The sequence below is a fragment of the Micromonospora sp. NPDC050187 genome (assembly GCF_044459745.1).
GTDB lineage: Bacteria > Actinomycetota > Actinomycetes > Mycobacteriales > Micromonosporaceae > Micromonospora.
The window spans coordinates 13,930-37,232 of record NZ_JBITJH010000008.1 but is presented as its reverse complement, the minus strand read 5'-3'; the positions used below and the strand labels follow the sequence as shown (position 1 = coordinate 37,232).

Annotated in this window: 21 protein-coding genes; 6 read left to right on the top strand and 15 right to left on the bottom strand. The window is 73.8% G+C overall.

The window, feature by feature from the left end; all coding sequences use genetic code 11:
- Positions 1-32 precede the first annotated feature (32 nt).
- The 4 genes from ACIBJE_RS14655 to ACIBJE_RS14640 all read right to left on the bottom strand — a co-directional run bounded on the left by ACIBJE_RS14655 (position 33) and on the right by ACIBJE_RS14640 (position 5,863).
- Positions 33-920, bottom strand: a complete 888-nt coding sequence (locus ACIBJE_RS14655; RefSeq protein WP_396748249.1) for a DUF3152 domain-containing protein — start codon at positions 918-920, stop codon at positions 33-35.
- Positions 921-1,169: 249 nt separating this feature from the next.
- Positions 1,170-2,012 (bottom strand): DUF3152 domain-containing protein, encoded by an 843-nt coding sequence (locus tag ACIBJE_RS14650; protein ID WP_396748247.1) that lies wholly within the window; start codon positions 2,010-2,012, stop codon positions 1,170-1,172.
- Between the two features lie 18 nt (positions 2,013-2,030).
- Positions 2,031-2,990, bottom strand: a complete 960-nt coding sequence (locus ACIBJE_RS14645) for an alpha/beta fold hydrolase (protein WP_396748245.1) — start codon at positions 2,988-2,990, stop codon at positions 2,031-2,033.
- A 23-nt stretch (positions 2,991-3,013) separates the two neighbouring features.
- Positions 3,014-5,863: a hypothetical protein gene (locus ACIBJE_RS14640; RefSeq protein ID WP_396748243.1), complete on the bottom strand. Its 2,850-nt coding sequence runs from the start codon at positions 5,861-5,863 to the stop codon at positions 3,014-3,016.
- 148 nt (positions 5,864-6,011) lie between these two features.
- On the opposite strand from ACIBJE_RS14640, the gene ACIBJE_RS14635 reads away from it, so the two are divergent.
- Both ACIBJE_RS14635 and ACIBJE_RS14630 read left to right on the top strand, forming a co-directional pair.
- A complete protein-coding gene (locus ACIBJE_RS14635; RefSeq protein ID WP_145837020.1) occupies positions 6,012-6,677 on the top strand; it encodes a TetR/AcrR family transcriptional regulator in 666 nt (221 codons plus the stop codon).
- Positions 6,678-6,741: 64 nt separating this feature from the next.
- A complete protein-coding gene (locus ACIBJE_RS14630) occupies positions 6,742-6,966 on the top strand; it encodes a DUF3107 domain-containing protein (protein ID WP_088981995.1) in 225 nt (74 codons plus the stop codon).
- Between the two features lie 228 nt (positions 6,967-7,194).
- Here ACIBJE_RS14630 and ACIBJE_RS14625 read toward each other — a convergent pair whose 3' ends face one another.
- Complete coding sequence (locus ACIBJE_RS14625; protein ID WP_396748240.1) at positions 7,195-7,848, bottom strand: ferritin-like fold-containing protein; 654 nt, start codon at positions 7,846-7,848, stop codon at positions 7,195-7,197.
- Positions 7,849-8,198: 350 nt separating this feature from the next.
- Between ACIBJE_RS14625 and ACIBJE_RS14620 the strand changes: the two genes are divergently transcribed.
- The 3 genes from ACIBJE_RS14620 (at position 8,199) to ACIBJE_RS14610 (ending at position 11,744) form a co-directional block, all read left to right on the top strand.
- The gene (locus tag ACIBJE_RS14620) at positions 8,199-9,902 is read left to right on the top strand and encodes a DEAD/DEAH box helicase (protein ID WP_396748238.1); all 1,704 of its coding nucleotides are present in this window, start codon (positions 8,199-8,201) and stop codon (positions 9,900-9,902) included.
- A gap of 107 nt (positions 9,903-10,009) precedes the next feature.
- The gene (locus ACIBJE_RS14615) at positions 10,010-11,158 is read left to right on the top strand and encodes a class I SAM-dependent methyltransferase (protein ID WP_396748237.1); all 1,149 of its coding nucleotides are present in this window, start codon (positions 10,010-10,012) and stop codon (positions 11,156-11,158) included.
- A gap of 166 nt (positions 11,159-11,324) precedes the next feature.
- Positions 11,325-11,744, top strand: coding sequence for a multiprotein-bridging factor 1 family protein (locus tag ACIBJE_RS14610; protein ID WP_396748236.1), 420 nt, complete (start codon positions 11,325-11,327; stop codon positions 11,742-11,744).
- Positions 11,745-11,775: 31 nt separating this feature from the next.
- Here ACIBJE_RS14610 and ACIBJE_RS14605 read toward each other — a convergent pair whose 3' ends face one another.
- The 9 genes from ACIBJE_RS14605 to ACIBJE_RS14565 all read right to left on the bottom strand — a co-directional run bounded on the left by ACIBJE_RS14605 (position 11,776) and on the right by ACIBJE_RS14565 (position 20,981).
- Positions 11,776-12,675, bottom strand: a complete 900-nt coding sequence (locus ACIBJE_RS14605) for a hypothetical protein (RefSeq protein WP_396748234.1) — start codon at positions 12,673-12,675, stop codon at positions 11,776-11,778.
- 146 nt (positions 12,676-12,821) lie between these two features.
- Positions 12,822-15,098: a DEAD/DEAH box helicase gene (locus ACIBJE_RS14600; protein WP_396748232.1), complete on the bottom strand. Its 2,277-nt coding sequence runs from the start codon at positions 15,096-15,098 to the stop codon at positions 12,822-12,824.
- Positions 15,099-15,224: 126 nt separating this feature from the next.
- A complete protein-coding gene (locus ACIBJE_RS14595; protein ID WP_396748230.1) occupies positions 15,225-16,364 on the bottom strand; it encodes a branched-chain amino acid ABC transporter permease in 1,140 nt (379 codons plus the stop codon).
- Positions 16,361-17,251, bottom strand: coding sequence for a branched-chain amino acid ABC transporter permease (locus tag ACIBJE_RS14590; protein ID WP_396748228.1), 891 nt, complete (start codon positions 17,249-17,251; stop codon positions 16,361-16,363). Before ACIBJE_RS14590 ends, ACIBJE_RS14595 begins: the two co-directional genes overlap by 4 nt.
- Positions 17,248-18,012, bottom strand: coding sequence for an ABC transporter ATP-binding protein (locus ACIBJE_RS14585; RefSeq protein WP_396748226.1), 765 nt, complete (start codon positions 18,010-18,012; stop codon positions 17,248-17,250). Before ACIBJE_RS14585 ends, ACIBJE_RS14590 begins: the two co-directional genes overlap by 4 nt.
- A gap of 56 nt (positions 18,013-18,068) precedes the next feature.
- Positions 18,069-18,812 carry an ABC transporter ATP-binding protein gene (locus tag ACIBJE_RS14580; RefSeq protein ID WP_396748224.1) on the bottom strand — a complete coding sequence of 248 codons (744 nt, stop codon included), beginning with the start codon at positions 18,810-18,812 and terminating at the stop codon, positions 18,069-18,071.
- A gap of 7 nt (positions 18,813-18,819) precedes the next feature.
- Positions 18,820-20,025 carry a substrate-binding domain-containing protein gene (locus ACIBJE_RS14575; RefSeq protein WP_396748222.1) on the bottom strand — a complete coding sequence of 402 codons (1,206 nt, stop codon included), beginning with the start codon at positions 20,023-20,025 and terminating at the stop codon, positions 18,820-18,822.
- Positions 20,026-20,226: 201 nt separating this feature from the next.
- Positions 20,227-20,487: a hypothetical protein gene (locus tag ACIBJE_RS14570; protein ID WP_396748670.1), complete on the bottom strand. Its 261-nt coding sequence runs from the start codon at positions 20,485-20,487 to the stop codon at positions 20,227-20,229.
- A gap of 68 nt (positions 20,488-20,555) precedes the next feature.
- Positions 20,556-20,981 (bottom strand): DivIVA domain-containing protein, encoded by a 426-nt coding sequence (locus tag ACIBJE_RS14565; protein WP_396748220.1) that lies wholly within the window; start codon positions 20,979-20,981, stop codon positions 20,556-20,558.
- Positions 20,982-21,272: 291 nt separating this feature from the next.
- Between ACIBJE_RS14565 and ACIBJE_RS14560 the strand changes: the two genes are divergently transcribed.
- Positions 21,273-21,503, top strand: coding sequence for a GntR family transcriptional regulator (locus ACIBJE_RS14560; protein WP_396748667.1), 231 nt, complete (start codon positions 21,273-21,275; stop codon positions 21,501-21,503).
- Positions 21,504-22,088: 585 nt separating this feature from the next.
- Here the strand turns inward: ACIBJE_RS14560 and ACIBJE_RS14555 are convergent.
- Positions 22,089-23,210, bottom strand: coding sequence for a glycerophosphodiester phosphodiesterase (locus ACIBJE_RS14555; protein ID WP_396748218.1), 1,122 nt, complete (start codon positions 23,208-23,210; stop codon positions 22,089-22,091).
- Positions 23,211-23,303 lie beyond the last annotated feature (93 nt).

Here is a 23,303-nt window from a genome sequence, read left to right as displayed (position 1 = left end):
CCCGACATGCGGGAGCGGGAATAACCCCCCGGTCACGGGATCAGGTCACCGGCATACCGGCGACCGTCGAGGTACGGCCAGGCGTTGGCGACGCAGCCGGCCAGGCCGTACGTCTGCTGCTGCATGACCGGGGCGGGACGGCCGGGGCCGGGGCAGGCCTCGTGCAGCTCGCCGAACTCGTGCCCGACCTCGTGGTTGATCACGTACGCCCGGTAGACGTCCAGCGACGCCGCGTAGTCCGGCACCGCGGTCAGCCACCGGTCCAGGTTGATGATCACCTTTCCGGGCAGCCGGCAGGAGGTGTAGCCGGCGGTGTGCAGGCCGCCCTCGGCGCACATCCGCTCAGAGGTGGCGGCGGTGGCCAGGTAGACGGTGAAGTCCGCCGGCTCCGACCCGTCGACACGCTGCACCCGCAGGTCACCGGAGGCGGTCCAGCTTCGGGGATCGGCCAGGGTCGCGTCGACGGCGGTGGCGAAATCGGCCGGGTTCTGGTCGGTGCCGGCCTCCACGGCGACCCGGTACCGGTGGACCGGACCGTCGGTGCCGGCCACCGGTGAGTCGCCCGCCGCTACCAGGAAACGACCGTCCCCGTCGGCGGCTCGGCGCTGCTCGCCGGCACCGTGGTCGCTCCGGGTGGCCGAGGGCCGGTCGTCCGGCTCCGTCGACGGGCCCCGACCGGGGGCCCGGACGCCGCTGCCCTCGGTCCGCCCCCGGGGACCGGGGCCGGTCGGGGTGGTGGCGGACCAGATCAGGGCCAGCGCCGCCACTGCGGCCACCAGCACGGCCAGCAGTGCGTGGGGGCGGTACCGACGGCGGCCGGCATCCGTCACCGCTCCGGCCACCCCGGCGGAAGGACCACCGAGCCCGTCGGCGTGGGCGCCGGAAGCACCGGGCCCGTCAGAATGGGTAAACGGTCGCATACCAGCAGGATGCCTGGTAAATCCGAATTAATCTCCTGATTCGCCCGTAAAGCCGCACCCCTGCGGGCCGGCGGTCACCCGGCCATCGTGCGCTGGCAACGGGCGGGTTCCGCCCGGAGGTCATGGCGCAGCGCCCGGTCCAGGCCCTGCTCGTGAAAACGGTGGAGATCGTGCGCTGCCGGGGATCGTCGGGGCCGGCGGCCAGATCGAGGGCCGCCATACCCTGAGTCAGTTCCGGAAGGAGTGAACTCAGAGTCGGGGGCCCGCATACCGCCGGCCGTCGAGGTACGGCCACGGGTTCGCCACGCAGCCCTTCAGGAAGAGCGTCTGCTGCATCATCACCGGTGCCCGCCGCCCCGGCTTCGGGCAGCGCTCGTGCCGGTATCCCAGCTCGTGACCGACCTCGTGGTTGACCACGTACGCCCGGTAGACGGTCAACGGCACCCCGGCGTCGACGAAGTGCGGCACCGACGTCCGCCACCGGTCGAGGTTGAGGATCACCTTCCCCGGGGCCCGGCAGGAGGTGTACGGCCGGCCACCGACCCGGATGTTCACCCCACCCGCCGCGCACATCCGGCCCGCCGTCCGGGGGGTCGCCAGGTAGACGGTGAAGTCGTGCGGCGCGTTCCCCGGAACCCGTTGCAGGCGGAGCCGCCCGCTGCCGATCCAGCTGCCCGGCGCGGCGAGCACCTGCTCCACCTCCGTACCGAACGCCCGGACGTCCTCCCCGGAACCCGCCTCCACCGCCACCCGGTAGCGGCGCAGAATGCCGGCGCGGCCCCGCAGCTCACCCGGCCGGTCGTCGAAGCCGAAGGTGCCCCGACCGGCGGACGGCACCGGACCCGGCATCCGCAGCAGTGGCGGGGACGCGGTGACGCTCGGCGACGGTGTCGGCGTCGGCGTCGGCGTCGGTGCGACGAGGGGGGCGACCGACCCGGCCGTGGCCGGTGCGGTGGTGGCCGGTGCGGTGCCGGACCGGGCGGGTAGCACGGCCGTCACGGCCGCGACCACGACCGTGACGGCCGACGCGGCCAGGACGTACGCCAGGACCCTCCGGTGTGGATGGCGCGGGCGAGAGGATGGCGTGGACATCCCGCTCAGGGTGCCACGTCACCCCCGGTCACGCACTCGCGCCACGTCGTCGAGAAGTCCCAGCACCGCGCGGGCCACCGTGCGGGGCAGTTCCATCTGGGCCACGTGCCCGGCGTCCAGCATCAACAGTCGGCTGTCCGGGATCATCCGGGCCGTCTGCGGCGCCACCCGTACGTCGACCAACCGGTCCCGCCGCCCGCCGATCACCAGCGTCGGAGCCTGCACCGCGCGGGCCATCCGCCACAGTGAACCCGAACCCGGCAGGTACGACCGCAGGAAGCTGGAGACGATGCCCCGGAACGTGCGTACGTACGCGGCGGCGTGGTGCTCGGTCCGGTGTCGGAGCCGGATCTCCTCCAGCGCCTCGCGGCGGCGCTGCTCGCCGATCCGGGTCAGGTCGGCGATGCACGCCTCCAACACCTGGTGGGCCATCATCTCGGGAGCCAGCTGGGCCAGCCGCCAGGCGGCCAGTCGCTCGCCCCGGGGGATCACCAGCAGGGGCAGCATCCGCCCCTGCAACGAGCGGCGGAAGTCGAGGAAGGGCAGGGCCGGCGAGATCAGCGTCAACGTCCGGACCAGATCCGGCCGCAGCGCCGCCACCCGGACCGCGACCGCCCCGCCCAACGAGTTGCCGAACAGGTGCACCGGTCCCCGGTCGGAGTACTCGATCCACCGGACGATCCGGTCGGCGAAGGCCCCGATGGTGTAACGGTGGGCCGGGTCGCTGTGCCCGAACCCGGGCAGGTCGACGGCCTGGCCGTCCAGCCGGCCGGCGAGCAGCCCGGCCAGGTCGGTCCAGTTCTGCGCCGAACCGGCCAGGCCGTGGACGTAGAGCGCCGGTTCCGCGTCCGGTGCGGTGGCCGGCGTGTCCCGGACGTGGATGACCGAGCCGTCGAGGAGCACCGACCGGCCGGGCCAGGGCGGCGGGATCCGGTCGGCCGGGAGCAGGTCGTCCGGTCCGAGCGTCGCGGGCTTCATGTTTCCAGTCTGCCGCTGGACGCTCAGGTCAGCAGCGCTTCCAATCGGCGGTTGACCGCGGCGAGGGTGGCCCGGACCACGGCCTGCCGGGGATCGGCGCCGGAAACCAGCGCCGAACCGGCCAGTTGCTCGACCCAGCCGTCGCAGACCAGCAGGACCACCACCGTGGCCACCTCGCAGGTGCCGAAGGGCACCACGGCGGCGTGCTCGACGAAGCACCGCCCGCGTCCGGAGCCGGCGACCCGGAGCAGTTCGTCGACGGCTGCCGCGGCGGCCACCGCGCAGAGGCGCAGGACGTACCCGTCGACGGCCGGACCGACGGCGCGGCCGGCGGCGTTGCGCGCGCCGGCCAGCAGGCGCACCTCGACGTCCGCGTCGAGGCCGAAGGTGCTGACCTGCACGTGGTCGATCACCACCCGGGGGCCGGGGGCACCGCCGGTGTCCAGCGGCCGGGACGGCGCGGTCTCCGTCGTGGTCCGCTGCCCACCCGAGTACGAGGCAGCCAGCGTCGCCGGGCTCCCGGTGGCCCCCACGGGGCTCCCGGTGGCCGCGCCGCCGAAGGCGGCCCACGGGCTGAGCTGCTCCTCCACGCTGGCCCGGCCCTGGGGTGTGCCGGGCTGCCGGCGACGACGGCGCACGTCGGCCGGCACCTCGGCCCGGCCCTCCGGCGGAGGCGCGATGCGGCGGCGCACCGGCGGGTCGGGCGTGGGCACCGGGCCGGGCACGTTCTGCGGCGCGGCGGCCAGCCCCATCCGCTCCTGGAGCAGGCGGGCGACGTGCCGGCTCACCTCGGCCGCGTCCGCCCCGTCGGCGAGGTCGAGCCGCAGGCTGTGCGCGCCGGCGGGGGTACGCCGCAGCGACGCGTCACGCACCCCGGCCACACCCCGGACGGCGTCGAGGATCGCGTCGACGTCGAAGCCTTCGGGGCGCTCCTGCGGCGGTGCCGGCTCGTCCTCCCGTCTCAGGTGGGTGGCGATACGGGCGAGTTCGGGCGTGTGGGCGGGGGGCTCCACGGCTGGCGGCTCCGGCACGACGGGCACATCCGGCTCGGCGGGTACGCGCTGGGGCAGCACCGCCGGCGTACCGCCCGGATGCCGATCGGCGACGGTGGACGGAGCCGGGGACACCGGGTCGGGCGCGGATCGACGGGCCGTGTACGGGGGTGCGCTCGCCGGGGCGGGCGCGGGCGGGGTGGGATCGACGCGCCCGGCCCCGCTCGTGGCGGGTGCCGCGAGGGGACTGACGCCGGCACGGTCCGGATGGCGGCCGGCCGACGGGGGAGGGTCGGTCTCGGCGGCCTCGGGCCGGAGTCGGAAGGGCCGGACGGTACGGGTCTCGGGACGGATGCCGGACGGCTCCGTCGGATCGGCCGGGGACGGCACGGGTGGGGCACTGGACGGCGCGGCCGGCGGGCGACCCGACGCCCACGCGGTCTGGTCCACCGGCGGGTACGGCCGGCGCGCCTCCGCCTCCGGCTCGTAGGAGCGTCGCCCGGCGGCCCGGTACGGCGCGCCGGCCTCCGCCGGCGACACCCGCGCGTCACCCGCCTCGGCGGCCCGGTACGGCGCACCGGCCTCCGCCGACGGCACCCGGGCAGGCCCGGCCTCGACCACGGGTGTCCGGCCGGAGGTGGTCTCCGGCCGGGGTGTCCGGCCGGAAGCGGGCTCGGCCGACGGCGGCCGGGGCACGGCGGAGTGGCTCGACGGGGTTCGGGGCACGGCGGGGTCGCTCGACGGGGTCCGGACGGGGTCGGCGAGGCGACGCGACTCGGGTTCCCGGGCGTCGGACGACGGCGCCCAGGCCGGCGGCACGTCCTCGTGGGGCCGTTCCTCCCGGAACCGGCGACCGGTCGGCTCGTCGTCCTCACTGTGCCGCTCCGCGCGGGACCGCCGGCCACCGCCGCCCTCGCGGGACCACGGCGGCGCCCAACCACCGCCGGCCCAGCTCGGGCGCTCCGGTTCGGTGGGCGGGTTCCAGGGCCGGCGCTCCGCGTCGGCGCCGGACGGGGCCGGACCGGGGTCGGTCGGGTACGCGTCGGTCGGCTCGCCCCAGGCCGGGGACGGCGGGGTGGCCCCCCGGCCCGGGCCGTCGGCCGGCTGGTCCACGGCGGACGACGCCGGACGCGTTGGCGGGGTGTCGAACCCGGCGGGCGACTGCGCCGGGGGCACCGAGGTCGGGCGGCTCCCCTCGACCCGGCGCTCCGCGTGCGGGGCCGGGAGCTCGTCCGAGGCGTGCCGCGCCGACCGGCCCTCGGTGGACAGCACCGGGTGCCCCCCGGTGGGATGGCGGAGCGTCCCGGTGTCCACCGCCGGGTGCGTCGTCGCCCCGCCGGTCTCCACCACGGGATATCCGCCGGTGGGGTGGCGGACGGCGGTGTCCGGTTGCAGCACCGGCTGCCCGCCGGTCGGATGGCGGAGGGCGGCGGTCTCCCGGCCCGGCTCACCGGCCTGCTCCAGCGCGGGCGCGGGCCGCTGCGCGGGGACGGCGAGCCGACCGTGGTCGGGATCACCGGCCAGGCTGGGCGGCGCGCTGACCGGCACCTGTCGCCCACCCGGGGAGTCGTCGCGGTGGGCGTGGCCGTTGAGCCGCCGGCCGTTGACCCGGCTCGGCAGCTCGCTCACCTCGTCGACACCGGGCATCGGGGCGGGCAGGTCACCGTGCTGCGGCGACGACGAGGCCCAGCCGTGGCCCGGGTCGGAGGGACGCCACTGGGTGCGGGCCGGTTCCCCCCGGGACCCGCCCTCGGCGGCACGGGACCAGCCGGCGCCCGACGGCGCCCATGCGCTGGCCGAGTGGGCCAGGTCATCCTGCTGACCCGTCCCATCGCCGTGCTCTCCCGGGGTGGCGGCACCGGGTTGCCCTGTTTCATCCACCGCGCGCTCCTTGGTCGCCCCCGCTGAGGCTACCGTGTGGTGACAGTGGCGATAAGTTACAGCGGCGGGCCAAATTCCACGGCGGGGCGAGTGACCGGCCGGTTCGGGTAGGAAGTAGCGGCTCGTACGACGAACATCGGAGGTTCCCATGACAGCTGTGGGGAACGGCTCACAGACGGCGGGTCGTCCCACGCGCCTGCCCCGTTCGGCGCGGCGCAAGCAGCTGCTCGCGGCGGCCCAGGAGGTGTTCGTCGCGCAGGGCTACCACGCGGCGGCGATGGACGACATCGCCGAACGGGCGGGGGTCTCGAAGCCCGTCCTCTACCAGCACTTCCCGGGGAAGCTCGAGCTCTACCTCGCCCTGCTGGACACCCACTGCGACGGATTCCTGGCCAAGGTGCACGAGGCGATGCGGGGGACCAGCGACAACAAGGAGCGGGTCAGCGGGGCGGTCCGGGCGTACTTCGACTTCATGGACCACGAGAGCGAGGCGTTCCGCCTGGTCTTCGAGTCGGACCTGCGCAACGACCCGGCCGTCCGCCAGCGGGTGGAGCGGGTGGAACAGGGCTGCATCGCGGCGATCACCGACACGATCATCTCCGACACCGGGGTCAGCCGGGCGCACGCCGAGCTGCTGGCGTCCGGACTGGTCGGGGCGGCCGAGACCGCCGCGCAGTTCTGGTTGGGCGGGGGGCGGCAGGTGCCGAAGGCGGAGGCGGAGGCGCTGCTCGCCGCCCTCTCCTGGCGGGGCATCGCCAGCTTCCCGTTGCAGGGGGAGCCGGCCGCCGGGGCGGGGCAAACCGAGTCACCGTGACCATCGCCTGCCCGGATCGGCTAGCCTTCCCAGGGCGGTCGTTTCGCCCGGATGAGGAGGCACAGTGGAGGTCAAGATCGGCGTGCAGTACGCGCCGCGTGAGCTGGTCATGGAGAGCGCGCAGTCGCCGGCCGAGATCGAGCAGATCGTGACCGACGCCATCGCCGGCGACGGAACGCTCTCGCTGACCGACGAGAAGGGCCGGCGGGTGATCGTGCCGGTCAGCAAGCTCGCCTACGTGGAGATCGCCGAGGCCGCGCCGCGCGCGGTCGGGTTCACCGTCCGCTGACGGGCGGGTCCACCGCCCACCGGTCCACCCGGGTCGCCGCGGCAGGTGCCGGAAGTCCACCTGCCGCGGACCGGCTCCGCGAAACCCCGACGACCGCCCCGCTCCCGGTGGCACCACACGACCGGTGACGACGGGGGCACCCCAGGACCGAGGCACGACCGGTGACGACGGGAGCGCCGTCGGACCGCGGCGCTCCCGGTTACGGTCCGTGCCCGAGTCGGTCGGTGTTCAGTTGTTCAGTCCGACCGCGCCCATCCGCGCGGTGTGGGCCGCGGTCAGCTTGCGAAACAGCTTCTGCGCGTCCCCGTCCTCGCCCCGCGCGATCAGTCCGGTCAGCGCACCCCGGTCGGCGGCGGCCACCCGTCCCGCCTGGGAGAGTCCCTCCCCCACCAGCCGCCGCGCCCACATGGAGAGCCGGTTCGCCACCCGGGGATCCGCCTCGATCGCCGCCCTGATCTCGGCGGCGGCGAAGTCGGCGTACCGGGACTCGTGCAGCACGTCGAGGACCAGTTGCCGATCCGGCTCGGCCAGCGCGTCGGCGATCTGCCGGATGAAGTCGTCGGCGATGGCGTCCCCGACGTACGCCTTGGTCACCGCCTCCAGCCAGTCCTTCGGCTCGGTCGAGTCGTGGTACGCCTGCAACGCCGTCAGGTACGGCGCCATCGCGTCGTCGGGCAGCGCGCCCAGTTCGGTGAGCCGGTCGGCGAGCCGCCGGTAGTTGGCCATCTCCGCGGCGGCCATGGCACTCAGCTCGGCCCGACGTCGCAGATCGGGGGCGAGCCGGGCGTCGGCGGCCATCCGGTCGAAGGCGAGCAGCTCGCCGAGGGCCACCAGGCCGAGCAGATCGACGACGGCGGACGGTGGTGCGGGGGCGGCGGACACGAGCGCAGGTTACCCGTCGGCGGCACGGGGCGTGGGGCAGCCGATCACGGATTCCCGAACCGGAGATACTGTGACCTGGGCCACAACCTTGACCCCCGCGTCGGCCGCCCCTCACACAGACCAGGACGTCATCCGGGTTGGCCAGGTAGTATGGAGCAGTTGCCGTGGGCGCCGTTCTGATGTTCGCCCGCCGCAGGTGCGGCCGTCGATCCGGCTGGACGTCCTGCCCACGGCGCGCGTGCGGCCCGGTCCGGCACGGCGTTCTGCCGCCGACCGTGTGGCCCGCGCCATACCGAACGCGCCCTGCGGACATGACGGGGCGCACCACGAGAGGGCACCCCCAACACCACATGAGCGAACAGAATCTTCACACGGACGGCCAGCTCCTGGCCCCCACAGATCTCCACACGGACGGCCAGGAACTGGCCCCGACCGCTCCGGTTCGCCCGGAAGCACCCACCTTCGCCGAACTCGGCGCGCGGCAGGAGACCGTCGAGGCGCTCGCCGCCGCCGGCATCACCCGCGCCTTCGCCATCCAGGAGTACGCGCTGCCGATCGCGCTGCGCGGCACCGACCTGATCGGCCAGGCTCCGACCGGCACCGGCAAGACCCTCGGCTTCGGCGTCCCGCTGCTCGAGCGGGTCTTCGCGCCGGGCGAGGGCAGCGACGGCGTGCCGCAGGCGCTGGTCGTCGTACCCACGCGTGAGCTGGGCATCCAGGTGGCGAAGGACCTCGCCGCCGCCGGCCGTACCCGGGGCGTGCGGGTGCTGCCGATCTACGGTGGCGTCGCGTACGAGCCGCAGATCGAGGCGCTGCGCAAGGGCGTCGAGGTTCTCGTCGGCACCCCGGGCCGCCTGCTCGACCTGGCCAAGCAGAAGCACCTCCGGCTCGACCGGGTGCACGCCCTGGTGCTGGACGAGGCCGACCGGATGCTCGACCTGGGCTTCCTCGACGACGTCGAGAAGATCCTGTCGATGCTGCCGGAGGACCGGCAGACCATGCTCTTCTCGGCCACCATGCCGGACCCGATCGTCACCCTCTCCCGGCGCTTCCTGCGCCGACCGGTGACGATCCACGCCGGGCACACCGCCGAGACCGGTCCGTCGCCGCAGACCCAGCAGCTCGCCTACCGCACGCACTCGATGAACAAGATCGAGATCGTGGCCCGGATCCTCCAGGCGGAGGGACGCGGCCTGACCATGATCTTCACCCGGACCAAGCGGGCCGCCGACCGGGTCGCCGAGGACCTCGACTTCCGGGGCTTCGCGGTGGCCGCCGTCCACGGCGACCTCGGGCAGGGCGCGCGGGAGCGGGCACTCCGGGCGTTCCGGGCCGGCAAGATCGACACCCTGGTCGCCACCGACGTGGCCGCGCGCGGGATCGACGTCAGCGGCGTCACCCACGTGATCAACTACGACTGCCCGGAGGACCAGGACACCTACACCCACCGGATCGGCCGGACCGGCCGGGCCGGGGCGACCGGGGTCGCGGTGACCTTCGTCGACTGGGACGACATGCCGCGCTGGCGGATCATCGACAAGACCCTCGGGCTGGACATGCCCGAGCCGCCGGAGACGTACCACACCTCCGCCCACCTCTACACCGACCTGGGTATCTCCACCGAGATGACCGGCACCCTGCCCACCGCCGAGCGGACCCGGGCGGGGCTCTCCGCCGAGGTCGAGGAGGACCTCGGTGGTGGCCGCCGCCGGGGCGAGGGCGGCCGGCGCGGCGAAAGCAGCCGCCGGGGCGAGCGCCCGAGCCGCTCCCGTCGGCGCGGCTCCGACACCTCGCCCGACGCGTCGTCGACGGACGCGTCGCCGACCGAGGCCGTCGCGACCGACGAGGAGAGCGCCCGTACCCCGCGCCGCCGGCGTCGCCGCCGGGCCGGAGAGGTGGTCTCCGACGGTGAGCCGACCGCGGTGATCGCGGACGACACCGCCGGCAGCCCGGCCGGCGCGGCCGAGGGCGAGGCGAAGCCCCGCCGTCGCCGTCGCCGCCGCAGTGGCGCCGGCTCCGCCACCGGTACGCCCGCCGAGGCGATCGTCGACTGACCGACCGCACGCCGACGTCCCCCGTACCGGTGCACCGGTACGGGGGACGTTCGTCTCTGACGCGGGCCGCCGGGCGGGACCGCTGGCCCGACGAGGATGATGGACCGATGCCCGTACCACTGGACGACGCCCTCACCGACCTCCGGGCCCTGCTGCTCGGCCCCGCCCTGACCAGGGCGGTCGCCGCCGGACGACGCCGTGGGCAGCGCCCCTCGGTGGTACGCGCCGAACTCCGGCCGGTCACCCTCAAGGCCGGCCCCCGGCTCCAGATCTCCACCTCGGACGGGAACCGCCCGCACACCCGCAACGTCGCCCCGGGGCGGGAGGCGGACGAGGCCGTCGACGCGCTGCTGGCCGAGCCGTTCGGCAACTGGCACGTGGAGACCACCGACGCGACCGTCCAGCTCCGGGTGACCAAGTCCGGCGAGGCTCAGGTGCACCGGGCCGCCGCCAGTCGTCCCGCCGCCGCGTCCGACGGTCACGACCGGGAGAAGGAGTACCTGCTCGATCCGGGTGACCCGATCTTCGCCGAGATCGGCGGGTCGGCGGCCAAGCGCCGACAGGTGGACGCCTTCCTCCGCGCCCTCGCCGCCACGCTGCCCGACGATCTGGCCGGTCCCCTGCGCGTGGTCGACCTGGGCTGCGGCAACGCGTACCTGACCTTCGCCGCGTACCGCTACCTGACCCGGCGCGGCGTCGACGTGGAACTCGTCGGCGTGGACGTCCGGGAGGACCAGCGGCAACGCAACACCGCCCTCGCCGAGCGCCTCGGCTGGGCCGACCGGGTCCGGTTCGTCGCCGGCACCATCCTCGACGCGGAGGTCGACCCGGCTCCCGACCTGGTGCTGGCGCTGCACGCCTGCGACACGGCCACCGACGAGGCGCTGGCCCGGGCGGTCCGCTGGCGGGCCCGCTGGGTGCTCGCCGCCCCGTGCTGCCACCACGACCTCGCCGCGCAACTGCGGGCCCGACCCGCACCGGCTCCGTACGAGCTGCTCACCCGGCAGGGCATCCTGCGGGAACGCTTCGCCGACGTGCTGACCGACGCGCTCCGGGCCGGGCTGCTCCGGTCGCACGGCTACCGGGCCGAGGTGGTGGAGTTCGTCGACTCCCGCCACACCCCCCGCAACCTGCTGATCCGCGCCCGTCGCACCACCGCAGCCGGCACCGACGAGCAGCACGCCGAGTACCGCGCCCTCGTGGGGCAGTGGCAGGTCACGCCCCGCCTGGAGACCCTCCTCGACAGCGGCGCGTAGCCCGCCGCTCCCGTCGCCGAGTTGGTTGACCGGCGGCAACTGTTGCCGTCGGTATACCGGATCAGGGGTGACCAGCCGGGCGATCGGGCGACCCCCTGACCTGCCGGGGGTACTACCCTCGAAGACGCACCGTCCGGTGCGACCGGCCGGAAAGGGACACCCGATCATGGGCTCCGCAGAGGTTTCGCCGCAGATGGCCTTCGCGCGTTTCGTCCGGCGGGCCATCGACGACGCCCGCCAGGAGCGCGGGTGGACCGTCACCGACCTCGCCGCGCACACCGGGGTGGGCCGGTCCACGATCTTCCGCTGGCTGGCCGGCGACTGGCAGGACTATCCCGAGTTGGCCAAGGTCCGTGGTTTCTGTTCCGCCCTGGACGTGCCGGTCACCGCGGCGTTCCGGGCACTCGGCCTGCCCGACGGCGCTCCGGCGGCCCGGCGTCGGGGCGACGACGCCCCGGTCGAGGCGGACGTCCGGGTGATCCTCGACCGGCTCGCCGACCCCGCCGTTGCCACCGAGGAGAAGCACCAGATCCGGGACATGCTGCGGTACCTCGCCCACCGTCCCGCCCGCCGCCGGGCGGGCTGAGCCCGCGCCACGTCGCCGGACGCGGGGACGGTCAGGGCATCGTCACCGTGTACTCGGCGGTGTGCACCTCACCGGCCACCTGGAAGTCGAGGTAGAACCGGTAGCGACCGGGGCCGGGCACGGTGAGCCGGAACATCAGCGCGTTCCCGGCCAGTTCCGTCTCCGGATGCACGTGCAGGTAGCCGAGGTCGCCCTCGCGGAGCACCACCAGGTGCCCGTACGCGCCGAGGTAGCGCTCCAACGTGGGCGTGCTGTCACCGATGCGCACCCGGAACGCCATCGGCGCGTTCACGCCGATGCGGGGGTCGCCCTGGAAGTCGACGGTGAACCGGTCGACGGTCGCGGTCCGGGCCGCCGGGGGCAGTTCCCGTGGGGTGTACGCGCCGGGGACGACCAGATCCACCCCGAGGGTCACCGGCGTCTGCACGCCGTCGGTGGTGAACGTGGAGAAGTCGGCGTACGCCCGCCAGATCCCCGGCTCGGGCAGCGTCAGCGGCACCGACCAGGTGCCGTCAACGGCCATCGTCGGGTGCAGGTGCTGGTAGCCGGTGAGGTCCCGGCGTACCACGATCAGGTGCATCGGCTTGTCGTGCACGATCGCGAACCGGGTCACCGGTCGCTGCCCCGCCTCCTGGATCCGGAAGCGGAACTCGTCGGCCCGGCCGGCGGTGAACGTCCCGCCCAACGGGGCGAGGGTGTAACCCGCCGAGGTGACGGCCAGACCGCCGACCTCCGTCCCGCCCTCGGGGTGCTCGTGCACCGGAGTGCCCGCCGGGTGGGTGTGGTCGGTGCCGGCCGTGGTGGACATCCCCGCCACCGACGACGGGTGGGGATTGAGCCGCCCGATGCCGAAGCCGGCGATCAACGCGAGGACCAGCCCGGCCACCACCAGCGCCAGCCGGAGGGTACTGACGGGGAACTGGTCGTTCATGGGGTTCACGGTACCGTCGGAACGACCCGTCACCGGGCGGCCACGGCGACGGCGTGGTAACGGTCGCATTCCGCCCCGGCCGGGAACTTTTCCGCCCGCCCCGGGACACGCGCGCCCCGCCACGGCCCCGGTGGGCCGCCCGCGGCTCAGCCGGCGACGGCCAGGGCCAGGGGCAGGACTCCGGGCGCGCCGTGACGGCGCAGCAACCGCGCCACCAGGGTCAGCGTCCAGCCGGAGTCGACCAGGTCGTCGACCAACAGGACCGGGCCGGTCAGCCCGGCGAGCATGCCGGCCAGGTCGTCCGGCACGGCGAAGGCGTCGTGCAACGCGCGTACCCGCTGGGCGCTGTTGCCGCGCGGGCCGTCCGGGCCGGCGACACCGGTCGGCGTGACCTGGCCGAGCAGGGGCAGCCGGCCGATCGAGGCGATCCGCTCGGCGAGCGAGCCGACCAGCCGGGGGTGCCGTCGGGAGCCGACCGCCACCACGCCCGCCGGACGGTGCGGCCAGGGGTCGTCCCCCTGCGACCAGTCCTTGAGCACCTCGACCACGGCGGCGACGACGTCGTCCGGCACCGTCGCGTCGGCGGCGTCCGGGCCCACCAGGGCGCGCAACCGCCCACCCCAGCCGAGGTCGGAGAGACGCCCGACCGCACGTCCCGGCAGTGCCTGCTCCGTCGGGGCGATGCGCCCCTTCAGCGGTACGCCCACCGTGTCCAGGCCGGTGGGCCAGAGCTTCTTCGGTGCCAACTCCACGCCGGGGCGGCCGAGGAACGCCTGCGCGGCGGTGAGCGCCGGACCGGACACCGTGGCGTCGAACAGCGGCCCGGCGCACCGGTCGCACCGGCCGCAGTCGGCTGCCGCGTCGTCGTCCAGGCACTCGCGCAGGTAACGCAGCCGGCAGTCGGTCGTGGTGGCGTACTCGCGCATGGCCTGCTGTTCGGCGGTGCGGGCCTGGGCGACGCGGCGCAACCGGGCCCCGTCGTAGGCCCAGGGCTCGCCGGTGGCGAGCCAGCCGCCGCGGACCCGGCGGACCGCGCCGTCGACGTCGAGCACCTTGAGCATCATCTCGAGCCGGGCCCGGCGCAGGTCGACGACGGGTTCGAGGGCCTGGGTGGAGAGCGGCCGGTCGGTGCGCAGGGCGGCGAGCACGGCGCGGACCTGCTCCTCCGGCGGGAAGGCGAGCGAGGCGAAATACCGCCAGATCGCCGCGTCCTCGACTCCGGGCAACAGCAGCACCTCGGCGTGCTCGACGGCCCGCCCGGCCCGGCCGACCTGCTGGTAGTACGCGATCGGCGAGGGCGGTGCGCCGAGGTGCACGACGAAGCCGAGGTCGGGCTTGTCGAAGCCCATGCCGAGCGCGGAGGTCGCCACCAGCGCCTTGATCTTGTTGTCGAGGAGGTCCTGTTCGGCGGCACGCCGGTCGGCGTCGTCGGCCTGCCCCGTGTACGCCGCGACCGGATAGCCGCGCGAGCGGAGGAAGTCGGCGGTCTCCCCCGCCGCCGCCACGGTCAGCGTGTAGACGATCCCCGAGCCGGGGAGCCGGTCGAGGTGGTCGGCGAGCCAGCCGAGCCGGTGCGCCGGGCTGGGCAGGTCGAGGACGGCCAGCCGCAGCGACTCCCGGTCCAGGCTGCCGCGCAGAACCAGCACGTCCCCCCGTCCCGGGGCGGACTGCGCCGTTCGCGCGGTCCCGTCCCCGGTGGCGTCGTCGGCGGCGGGCGGCGTCACCGCCGACGGTCCGGTGGCAGGCGGCGTCACCGCCGACGGTCCGGTGTCGAGCTGCTCGGCGACGTCGGCGGTGACCCGGGTGTTGGCGGTGGCCGTGGTGGCGAGCACCGGCGTACCCGCCGGCAGGTTCGCCAGGAAGGTGCGCAGCCGGCGGTAGTCGGGACGGAAGTCGTGCCCCCAGTCGGAGACGCAGTGGGCCTCGTCGACCACGAGCAGCCCGGTGGTGGCGGCCAGCCGGGGCAGGACGGTGTCCCGGAAGTCCGGGTTGTTGAGGCGTTCGGGGCTGATCAGCAGCACGTCGACCGTGCCGGCGTGGATCTCGGCGGTGATCGCGTCCCACTCGTCGAGATTCGCCGAGTTGATGGTGCGGGCCCGGATACCGGCCCGACCGGCCGCCTCCACCTGGTTGCGCATCAACGCCAACAACGGCGAGACGATCACCGTCGGGCCGACGTCGGCACTCCCCGGCTGCCCGTCGGCACCGGGGTCGACGTCCCGCCCGCGCAGCAGGGCGGTGGCGACGAAGTAGACGGCCGACTTGCCCCACCCGGTGCGCTGGACGCAGAGCACCCGCCGCCGGTCGACGACCAGCGCCTCGATCGCGCGCCACTGGTCCTCGCGCAGCCGCGCGTGCGCGCCGGCCAGGCGCCGCAGCACCGCCTCAGCCCGCTCCCGTACCGCCCCCCGGTCCCACCCCACCCCACCTTTCTACCAGCCACCCCACCCCCGCTGAGTTGATCAAGAGGTTCGCGTCAGCCGGGTGCGGATTCCTGACGCGATCCTCTTGATCAACTCAGCGGGGTTCAGCGGGGGGGGCAACGAGGGTCAGCGGGGGCGGCGGGAGGGGCGGGAGGGGCGGGAGGAGAGGGCGGTGCGGAGGGGGGCCAGCCGGGTGGCGAGGGTGGCGAGGCCGCCGGGGAAGAAGTAGACCGCCAGGATGAACACGGTGCCGAGCACGAACAGCGGCTGCGAGAGCGGGGCACTGAGCCAGCCGGGCAGCGCGTCCACCGCCTCGGACGCCCCGAACGCGGTCAGCCGGTGGTCCAGGTACATGTAGAGGACGCCGCCGAGCACCGGGCCCCAGCGGGTGCCCGGTCCACCGAGCACCACCATGACCAGCAGGGAGAGCGTCAGCTCGCTGGAGGTGATGTGCGGCGAGGCACCACCGACGATCAGGCAGTAGACCGCCCCGCCGGCCGTCGCCAATCCGCCCGCCAGGGTGAACGCGACCAGCTTGAACCGGTACGGGTCCAGCCCGAGCACCCCGATCCGCCGCTCGTCGTCGCGCAGCCCGGCGAGCACGCGCCCGGTCGGCGACGCGCCGACCCGGTGCACCACCAGCACGACCACCGCCAGGTACGCCAACGCCAGCCAGTACAGGTTCGCCGTGTTCGTCACGCCGACCAGCGCCGCCGGCAGCCCGGAGACGTCCAGCGGCAGCCCCTCCTCACCCCCGGTCAGCCCGCCGAAGTCCCGCGCCACCAGGATCGCCCCGACCTGGGCGAAGGCGAGGGTGACCATGGCGAAGGCGATGCCCACGGTCCGCAGCGCGACCGCGCCGAGCAGCGCGGCGAGGGTCGTCCCGCCGGTCAGGGCGAGCAGTGCCGCCTGCCACAGCGGCAGCCCGGCCTTGGTGACCAGGATGTCGGTGCCGTACACCCCGGCGGCGAAGTAGAGCGCGTGCCCGAAGGAGAGCATGCCCGTCCGCCCGAACAGCAGGTCGTAGCCGGCGGCGAGCCCGCCGAAGACCAGGCAGATGGCGAGCAGTTGCAGGGTGCCGGGCGAGTTCAGCGGCCCCTCGAAGATCCCCGGCAGGTGCACCGTCGAGTACGGCAGGATCGCGGCGACCGCCAGCGCCACCAGCGGCAGGAACGGCCGCAGCCGCTGCCACACCGACAGCCCGGACTCTGCCGGGACGGCTGCCTTCGGCGGATCCACCACACCGTCGACCACGGAGTTCGTCATGCGGTGGCCACCTTTCCGGCGATGCCCTGCGGGCGGAGCAGCAGCACCACGGCCAGCAGCGCGACGACGCAGATGTCGCCGAGGCCGGAGGTGCCGTAGTAGTTCACGAACTGTTGCAGCAGCCCGACCGCGACGGCCGCGTACGCGGAGCCGACCACCGAGCCCATCCCGCCGATCACCACCACGATGAAGGCGAAGATCAGCAGCGAGCTGCCCTGACCGGGCGAGACCGAGCCGAAGTAGACCCCGCCGAGCGCCCCGGCCAGCGCGGCGGCGGCCCCGCCGATCGCGAAGACCAGGGTGAACGCCTTCCGCACGTCGATGCCGAGCGCGGTGACCATCTCCCGGTTCTCCACCCCGGCCCGGATCACCAGGCCGTACCGGGTGAAACGGAGGAAGGCCAGCAGCGCGGCGAGCACCAGCCCGGCGGCGACGATCAGCAGCAGCCCGGCGTTCGGCACCTTGGCCCCGAACACCGAGGTCACCTCCCGGGTCCAGGCCGGGCGCGGGAACGGACGCGGGTCGGCGCCCCAGACCGCCTGGAGCAGAGCCACGCCGGCGAGCGAGAGCCCGACGGTGACCAGAACCTGCGCGATGGTGCGGGAGTAGAGCGGCCGAATCAGCACCAGCTCCACCAGCACCGCGACCAGCGCGCCGGTGAGCACGCCGAAGGCGGCGGCCACCACGAAGCCGAGGCCGTCGGGGCCGGCGCCGGGCAGGTTCCCGGCCGCCCACCAGGTCGCGTACGCCCCGACGCCGAGGAAGAGCCCGTGCGCGAAGTTGAGCACGTCGGCCAGGCCGAACACCAGGGAGAGCCCGGAGGCGACCAGGAAGTAGAGCGCGGCCAGTCCGAGGCCGGTCAGGGTGAGCAGCACGACGGTGCTCATCGGGGCTCGTCCTTCCTCGCGACTGCGGGGCTCGTCGGCGGGTGCGTCTCGGCCGATCCGACGCCGAGCAGGGACTTCGTCAGCTCCGCCTCGGCGAGCAGGTCCCGGGCGCTGCCGCTCCAGGCGACCCGCCCGGCATCGATCACCACCGCGTCGGTGGCGAGTCGGCGCACCACGGCGAGGTTCTGCTCGACGAGCAGCACCGGCACCGTCTCGGCGACGCGTTCCAGCACCTCGGCCACCTCGGTCACCACCTTCGGGGCGAGCCCCTTGGTCGGCTCGTCGACCAGGAGCAGCTTGTTGTCGTTGAGCAGCACCCGGCCGATGGCGAGCATCTGCTGCTGGCCGCCGGAGAGCGAGCCCGCCCGCTGGCGTCCGCGCCGGTCCAGCTCGGGGAAGAGCGCGAACACCCGGTCGTACGCCGGGGTGGTGCCGCGCCGTTCGGCGAGCCGCAGGTTCTCCGCGACGGTGAGGCCGGCGAAGACGCAGCGGTCCTCGGGTACGTAGCCGAGGCCGTCCCGGACCAGCCGGTGGGTGGGCCGGTCGAGCAGGCTGCGCTCACCCATCCGGACCCGGCCGGTCACCTCCCCGCCGGCCGGGGTGAGCCCGACGACGGCGCGCAGCGTGGTGGTCTTGCCGACGCCGTTGCGGCCGAGCAGCACGGTGACCCCGGTCGGGGCGACCGTGAAGGACACCCCCTGGAGGATGTGCAACCCGGCGATCCGGACCGACAGGTTCTCGACGGTGAGGATGGCGGTCACGGTGTCGCCCTCCGTTCGCGACTGGGGGGCTCGCAAACCCGGCTCACTCCTCGCGCTCACAGTGATTCCCCCAGGTAGGCCTCCTGGACGGTGGGGTTGGCCATCACCGTCTCCGGCGTGTCGCAGGCGAGCAGCGCGCCGTGGTGCATCACGGCGATCCGGTCGGCCAACTCCAGGATCACGTCCATGTGGTGCTCGACCATGAGCACCGCCCGGCCGCTCTCCCCGGTCAGCGACTTGATCACCGCAACCAGTTCGGGCACGTCCTCGGCGCTCACTCCGGCCATCGGCTCGTCCAGCAGCATCACCCGGGGTTCGCCGGCGAGCAGCAGGGCAATCTCCAGCTTGCGCTTCTCGCCGTGGGCGAGGGTGCCGGCGAGCGCCGTACCCCGGTGGGCGAGGCCGACCCGGTCGAGCGCCGCGTCGGCGGCGGCGACCACCTCCCGGTCGGCCGCCGCCCGCCGCCACAGCTTCATCGAACCCCCGCGGTGCGCCTGGACGGCGAGCCGCACGTTCTCCCGCACGCTCAGCGAACCGAAGACCGAGGACGCCTGGAAGGTGCGCCCCAGCCCGAGTCGGGCCCGCCGGTGCGGCGGGAGGGCGGTGATGTCCCTCCCGTCCACCAGGACCGTTCCGGTGGTGGGGCGACGCAGGCCGGTGATCAGGTTGAACAGTGAGGTCTTGCCGGCGCCGTTCGGCCCGATCACGCCGAGGAACTCCCCGGGCGCCAGGTCGAGGTGCACGTCGTCGACGATGGCGACCTCACCGATCCGCCAGGTCAGACCGCGGGTGGCGAGCATCGTCGGATCAGCCCTTCATCGCCACGACCGGCGGCGCGGACTCGTCGCCGGTGAGGCTCTTCTGGGCGGTCGCGGTGAACGCGGTGCCGCTGCCCGTGAGGGTGGCCTGGTACATCGGCTGGAGCAGGGCGTGGTCCTCCTTGCGGATGGTCATCTTGCCCTTGACCCCGTCGAAGCTCCAGCCCTCCAGCGCGGTGACCATCTTCTCCACGTCGTCGCCGCCCTCGGCGACCGCGCGGACCACCATCTGGGCGGCGGCGAAGCCGTCCGGGTGGAACAGGTCGAGCGTCCCGCCGGTGACCTTGGCCTTGAGCGCCTTGGCGGCCTCGGTGTCGCTGGCCCCGTCGAAGTAGTGCGACAGGAACGAAATCTTGGTGCCGGCCGCGCCGAAGGTCGCCCAGGAGGCACGGATGTCGAGCCCGGTGACGACCGTGGTGGAGGTCAGGACGCCCTGCTGGTCGAGGGTCTGCCACATCGCCGGGGCGGTGGTGCCGGCCCAGGCGACGAAGAGCAGGTCCGGCTTGGCGGCGGTGATCTGGCTGGCGAACGGGGTGAAGTCGGTCGCGCTGGCCGGGGCCCGCACGCTGCTCACGGTCGCCCCGGCACCGCCGATGACGGCCTTGACGGCGGCCTCGTTGGCGTCACCGAACGCGCCGTCCTGGGCGAACACCACGACCTTCTTGCCGGCCGGGTCGCCGATGAACGACTTCGCGGTCACCACGTCCTGGTACGACTGCCGGCCGGACCGGAACGTGTAGCGGTTCGCGCCGGTCACCGCGTCGGTAGCGGCCGGGCCGGAGATGAAGAGAACCTTGTTCTGCGCGGCGATCGGGGCGACCTGCAACGCGACCCCGGAAGCGGTGGACCCGGCGAGGATCTTGTGTCCCTTGCCGATCAGGTCCTTCGCCGCCGACACCGCCTTGGCGGGGTCACCGGCGTCGTCGACCTCGGTGACCTCGATGGTCCGGCCGTCGACCTTTCCGGTGCCGTCGGTGGCGAAGTCGAGGCCGGCCCTGAACCCCTCGATGTACTGCTTGCCGTAGCTGGCCAGGGCTCCCGACTGGGAGTACACCAGGCCGACCTTGACCGGGGCGGTGTCGTCACCGCCACCGGAGGCGGTGTCCTGCGGGCTGCCACAGGCGGTCGCGGCGACCGCCGCGGCCATCATGGTGGCGGCGGCGAGGACCGCGCGCCGCGTCGTCCGGACCGTCATTGCGACTCCACGTGAGGACTCGGAGGAAGGGAAATCCGTTGTCGGCTCACGCTAGGAGTGACGTCACCCACGGGCTATGTGGCGGCAACACACAAGTAACGCCGACCAGGTGGCCGGTCGGGACAATTGGTCACCCTGGTGTTTCCGGTCGATGGCCGACACCGCCACCGGGACGTTGGCCATCGTGTCGACTCCCGCCACCTACCGATGTCGCTCGGCACCACAGTCGCCGTCGTGTCCGGCCAGCCGCGGGCAGCGCCGGCCACGTGCGAACAACCGGTCGCAGAAGACCCGGTGCCGTACGCCCTGCGCGTCCTCGGCGGAGACCGTCGTCTCGCCCCGGTCCACGTCGGCCAGGAAGCTCACCGCCCGGGTGATCGACCGGGCGAAGCGCAGCGCCCCGGCGAGGTCGGTGGCGACCACTGGCAGGTGCACCACGAAGCGCTCCCGCTCCGGCCCGATCGGTGTGCCCTCGACGGGGCTGACCGGCGCGTCCCCGGTCCCGCCGACCGGCGCGCCCTCGGCGCGGCTCACCGTCGCACCCTCGGCGCGAACCGGGACTGCCAGCTCCGCAGCGCCCGCTTGATCCGGACGTTCTCCTCGGTCGTGTAGGTCAGCTCGCGCCGGGCGGCAGCCAGTTCACCGGCGACCCGGTGCAGGAACGCGTACACCTCCAGCGGGTCGAGGCCGCCCCGACGCACGCTACGGAACTGCCGGTCGCGGACCTGTCCGGCGGTGAGCGAGCGGCAGGTGGCCGAGCGGTACCACCCCTCGTTCGGCGTCCGCCGCTGCCCGTGCGACGCCTGCCCGTCCCGCGCCTGTTCGTCCCGCGCCCGACAGCGCCGCGACTGTGCGTGCCGCGACTGTGCGCACTGCGCCGGTTCGTGCTCTGCATGCTGCGGCCGATCGCGCCGGGCCTGCTTCCCCGGCCGGAACAGTCTCGCCAGGATTCCCATCCGGACCCTCCCGTCACCCGTCGTCGGTGGAAGGCGGCCCGGTCCGCACAAAGGGGGAATGCGGACCGGGCCGCCGGCCCCACGACCGCAGCCCTCCTCGGCGGTACGACCCCGGAGCCCACTCAGCTGTCCACCTCCGAGGGTTTGCCGAACCAACCGGAGCCAGACCCTCAGCAACTTACGCCACTTACTAGCCTGAGTCTAGCGCAGCGTGCCGAAGGGATCACTTATTGCAGCTACTGGAGCAGGTCGGGCATGATCAGGGATGCCGAACCGACCGGAGTCCTCACCATGCCTACAGCACAGCCATCGTTCCGCCTGATCGTGGACGAGATCGCCGAGAAGATCCGGACCGGCGACCTCAAGCCCGGCGACAAGCTGCCCTCAACCAGCCAACTCGCCGAGGCCTACGGCGTCAGCAACAACACCGTCTACCGAGCGCTAGCAATCTTGCATGACCGCAATCTGATCATCGGCCAACAAGGGCGGGGCACCTACGTCGCGGAGCGGCCGCAGCAGTAGCGAGAGCGGCCACCCGGCAATCTTGGACACTTACCGTCCGCATCGGACGGTAAGTGTCCAAGATTCGCCTCGCGCGGGGGTGACCAGGGCCGGTCCGGCGGCGAATGGTGTCCGGAGCGACGGCTTCCTGCCGCAGTGCCGCAGGAGATTCCGTACGCTGCGCACCTGGACCTCTTCGCCTGCGCCGCTCGTCGATCAACCGCCACGCGCGTTTCCGCCGGACGCGGTCGCGCTCAAGGAACAGTCGGTTCTTGAACACTGTCGAGCTGCCCGCACAGACGGGGCGGACAGCGCCCGTCATCCCCCGGCGAGCGGGCGCACGAACGGGGCAGCTCGACAGCGTCTCCCACCCCCTACTTCTCCTTGGCTGACCAGCCACCGCGCCGACCGGGGGGCAGGGCGGGCCGGGCCAGGCAGGCCGAGCCAGGCAGGTCAGGCCGGGGTGGGGCGGGGCGGGGCGGGGCGGTGGATCAATGCCGCAGACACGGGCCGGCCCGCCACCCGGGCGGTCGGGTGGCGGGCCGGCGGGGAGGAACGTCGGGGCGGGCGGGGTCAGGACAGGAGGAAGCTCAGGACAGGAGGGGCTCAGGACAGGCCGGCGCGGGCGGCCACGGCGGTGTCCGGGTGGTCGGAGAAGACACCGTCCAGACCGAGCCGGAAGAACAGCTCGTACTCGGCAGTGATGTCGCCCCGGGCGTTCGGGTCGGTGCCGATCCGGTGGTCGACGGCGAGGAACTGGTTCTCGGCGCGGAACGTCCAGACGTGCACGTCCAGCTTCTGCCGGTGCGCGTCCGGGACGAGGGTGGTCGGCGCGAGCAGCGTGCCGGCCGCGTCCCGGGGCACGATCAGGTTCTTCTGTGCGCCGATCACGTCGGCGTAGCCGGCGATCCACCGCAGGCCCGCCGGCTTGGTCAGGTCGGCGTAGGTGCGCGGGTCCCCGGCGACGGTGAAGTCGTACGGACGCCCGGAGGCGTCGAGGAGCTGGGCCAGCTTGACGTCGACCATTTTATCCAACTTGCGCAGGTTCGCCGTCTCGAAGGACTGGATGACCACCGGCGAGTTGGGCCTGGTCAGCTTGTTGGCCCGGAGCACCTCGACCAGGGGCTCCTCCAGCGGCAGCCCGATGGAGGCGAAGTAGGTCGGGTGCTTGGTCTCTGGAGCGACCCCGATCTCCCGGCCCCGCTTCCGCCCCTCCTCACGGGCCAGGTCGATGACCTCCTGGAGGGTGGGCACCTCGAACCGGCCGTCGTACGCGGTGTTGGTGACCCGGACCTGCGGCAGCCGTTCCTTGGCGCGCAGCGTCTTCAGTTCGGCGAGGGTGAAGTCCTCGGTGAACCAGCCGGTCACCGCGACCCCGTCGATGGTCTTCGTGGTCTTCCGGGCGGCGAACTCGGGTCGGGCGGACACGTCGGTCGTCCCGGAGATCTCGTTCTCGTGCCGGGCGACCAGCACGCCGTCCCTGGTCGGAACGAGGTCGGGCTCGATGTAGTCCGCGCCCATCCGGATCGCCAGCCGGTACGCGTCCAGGGTGTGCTCGGGCCGGTAGCCGCTCGCGCCACGGTGGGCGATCACGACCGGCCGGTCGGTGGCCCGCGACCGGTCCGGGCGGGCCTGTGGTTCGGCCCCGACGGCCGTGGCGGTGGGCACGGCCACCGCGACCGTGAGCAGCACGCCGGCAACACCGAGGGCGGAAAGGGTACGTCGCAACGCCGTCTCCTGTCATCGAGAGGGATCGCGATCAGCCAAGCGGCGGCCGGCGACCGGGAGGTGGTCTCCGACTGACCGGCAGGTGAATGTCGG

Bases quoted from the DNA above. Each gene is read 5' to 3' on its own strand.
- ACIBJE_RS14655 (WP_396748249.1), bottom strand. From the start codon at position 920: ATGCGACCGTTTACCCATTCTGACGGGCCCGGTGCTTCCGGCGCCCAC.
- ACIBJE_RS14650 (WP_396748247.1), bottom strand. From the start codon at position 2,012: ATGTCCACGCCATCCTCTCGCCCGCGCCATCCACACCGGAGGGTCCTG.
- ACIBJE_RS14645 (WP_396748245.1), bottom strand. From the start codon at position 2,990: ATGAAGCCCGCGACGCTCGGACCGGACGACCTGCTCCCGGCCGACCGG.
- ACIBJE_RS14635 (WP_145837020.1), top strand. From the start codon at position 6,012: ATGACAGCTGTGGGGAACGGCTCACAGACGGCGGGTCGTCCCACGCGC.
- ACIBJE_RS14620 (WP_396748238.1), top strand. From the start codon at position 8,199: ATGAGCGAACAGAATCTTCACACGGACGGCCAGCTCCTGGCCCCCACA.
- ACIBJE_RS14615 (WP_396748237.1), top strand. From the start codon at position 10,010: ATGCCCGTACCACTGGACGACGCCCTCACCGACCTCCGGGCCCTGCTG.
- ACIBJE_RS14610 (WP_396748236.1), top strand. From the start codon at position 11,325: ATGGGCTCCGCAGAGGTTTCGCCGCAGATGGCCTTCGCGCGTTTCGTC.
- ACIBJE_RS14605 (WP_396748234.1), bottom strand. From the start codon at position 12,675: ATGAACGACCAGTTCCCCGTCAGTACCCTCCGGCTGGCGCTGGTGGTG.
- ACIBJE_RS14595 (WP_396748230.1), bottom strand. From the start codon at position 16,364: ATGACGAACTCCGTGGTCGACGGTGTGGTGGATCCGCCGAAGGCAGCC.
- ACIBJE_RS14590 (WP_396748228.1), bottom strand. From the start codon at position 17,251: ATGAGCACCGTCGTGCTGCTCACCCTGACCGGCCTCGGACTGGCCGCG.
- ACIBJE_RS14580 (WP_396748224.1), bottom strand. From the start codon at position 18,812: ATGCTCGCCACCCGCGGTCTGACCTGGCGGATCGGTGAGGTCGCCATC.
- ACIBJE_RS14575 (WP_396748222.1), bottom strand. From the start codon at position 20,025: ATGACGGTCCGGACGACGCGGCGCGCGGTCCTCGCCGCCGCCACCATG.
- ACIBJE_RS14565 (WP_396748220.1), bottom strand. From the start codon at position 20,981: ATGGGAATCCTGGCGAGACTGTTCCGGCCGGGGAAGCAGGCCCGGCGC.
- ACIBJE_RS14560 (WP_396748667.1), top strand. From the start codon at position 21,273: ATGCCTACAGCACAGCCATCGTTCCGCCTGATCGTGGACGAGATCGCC.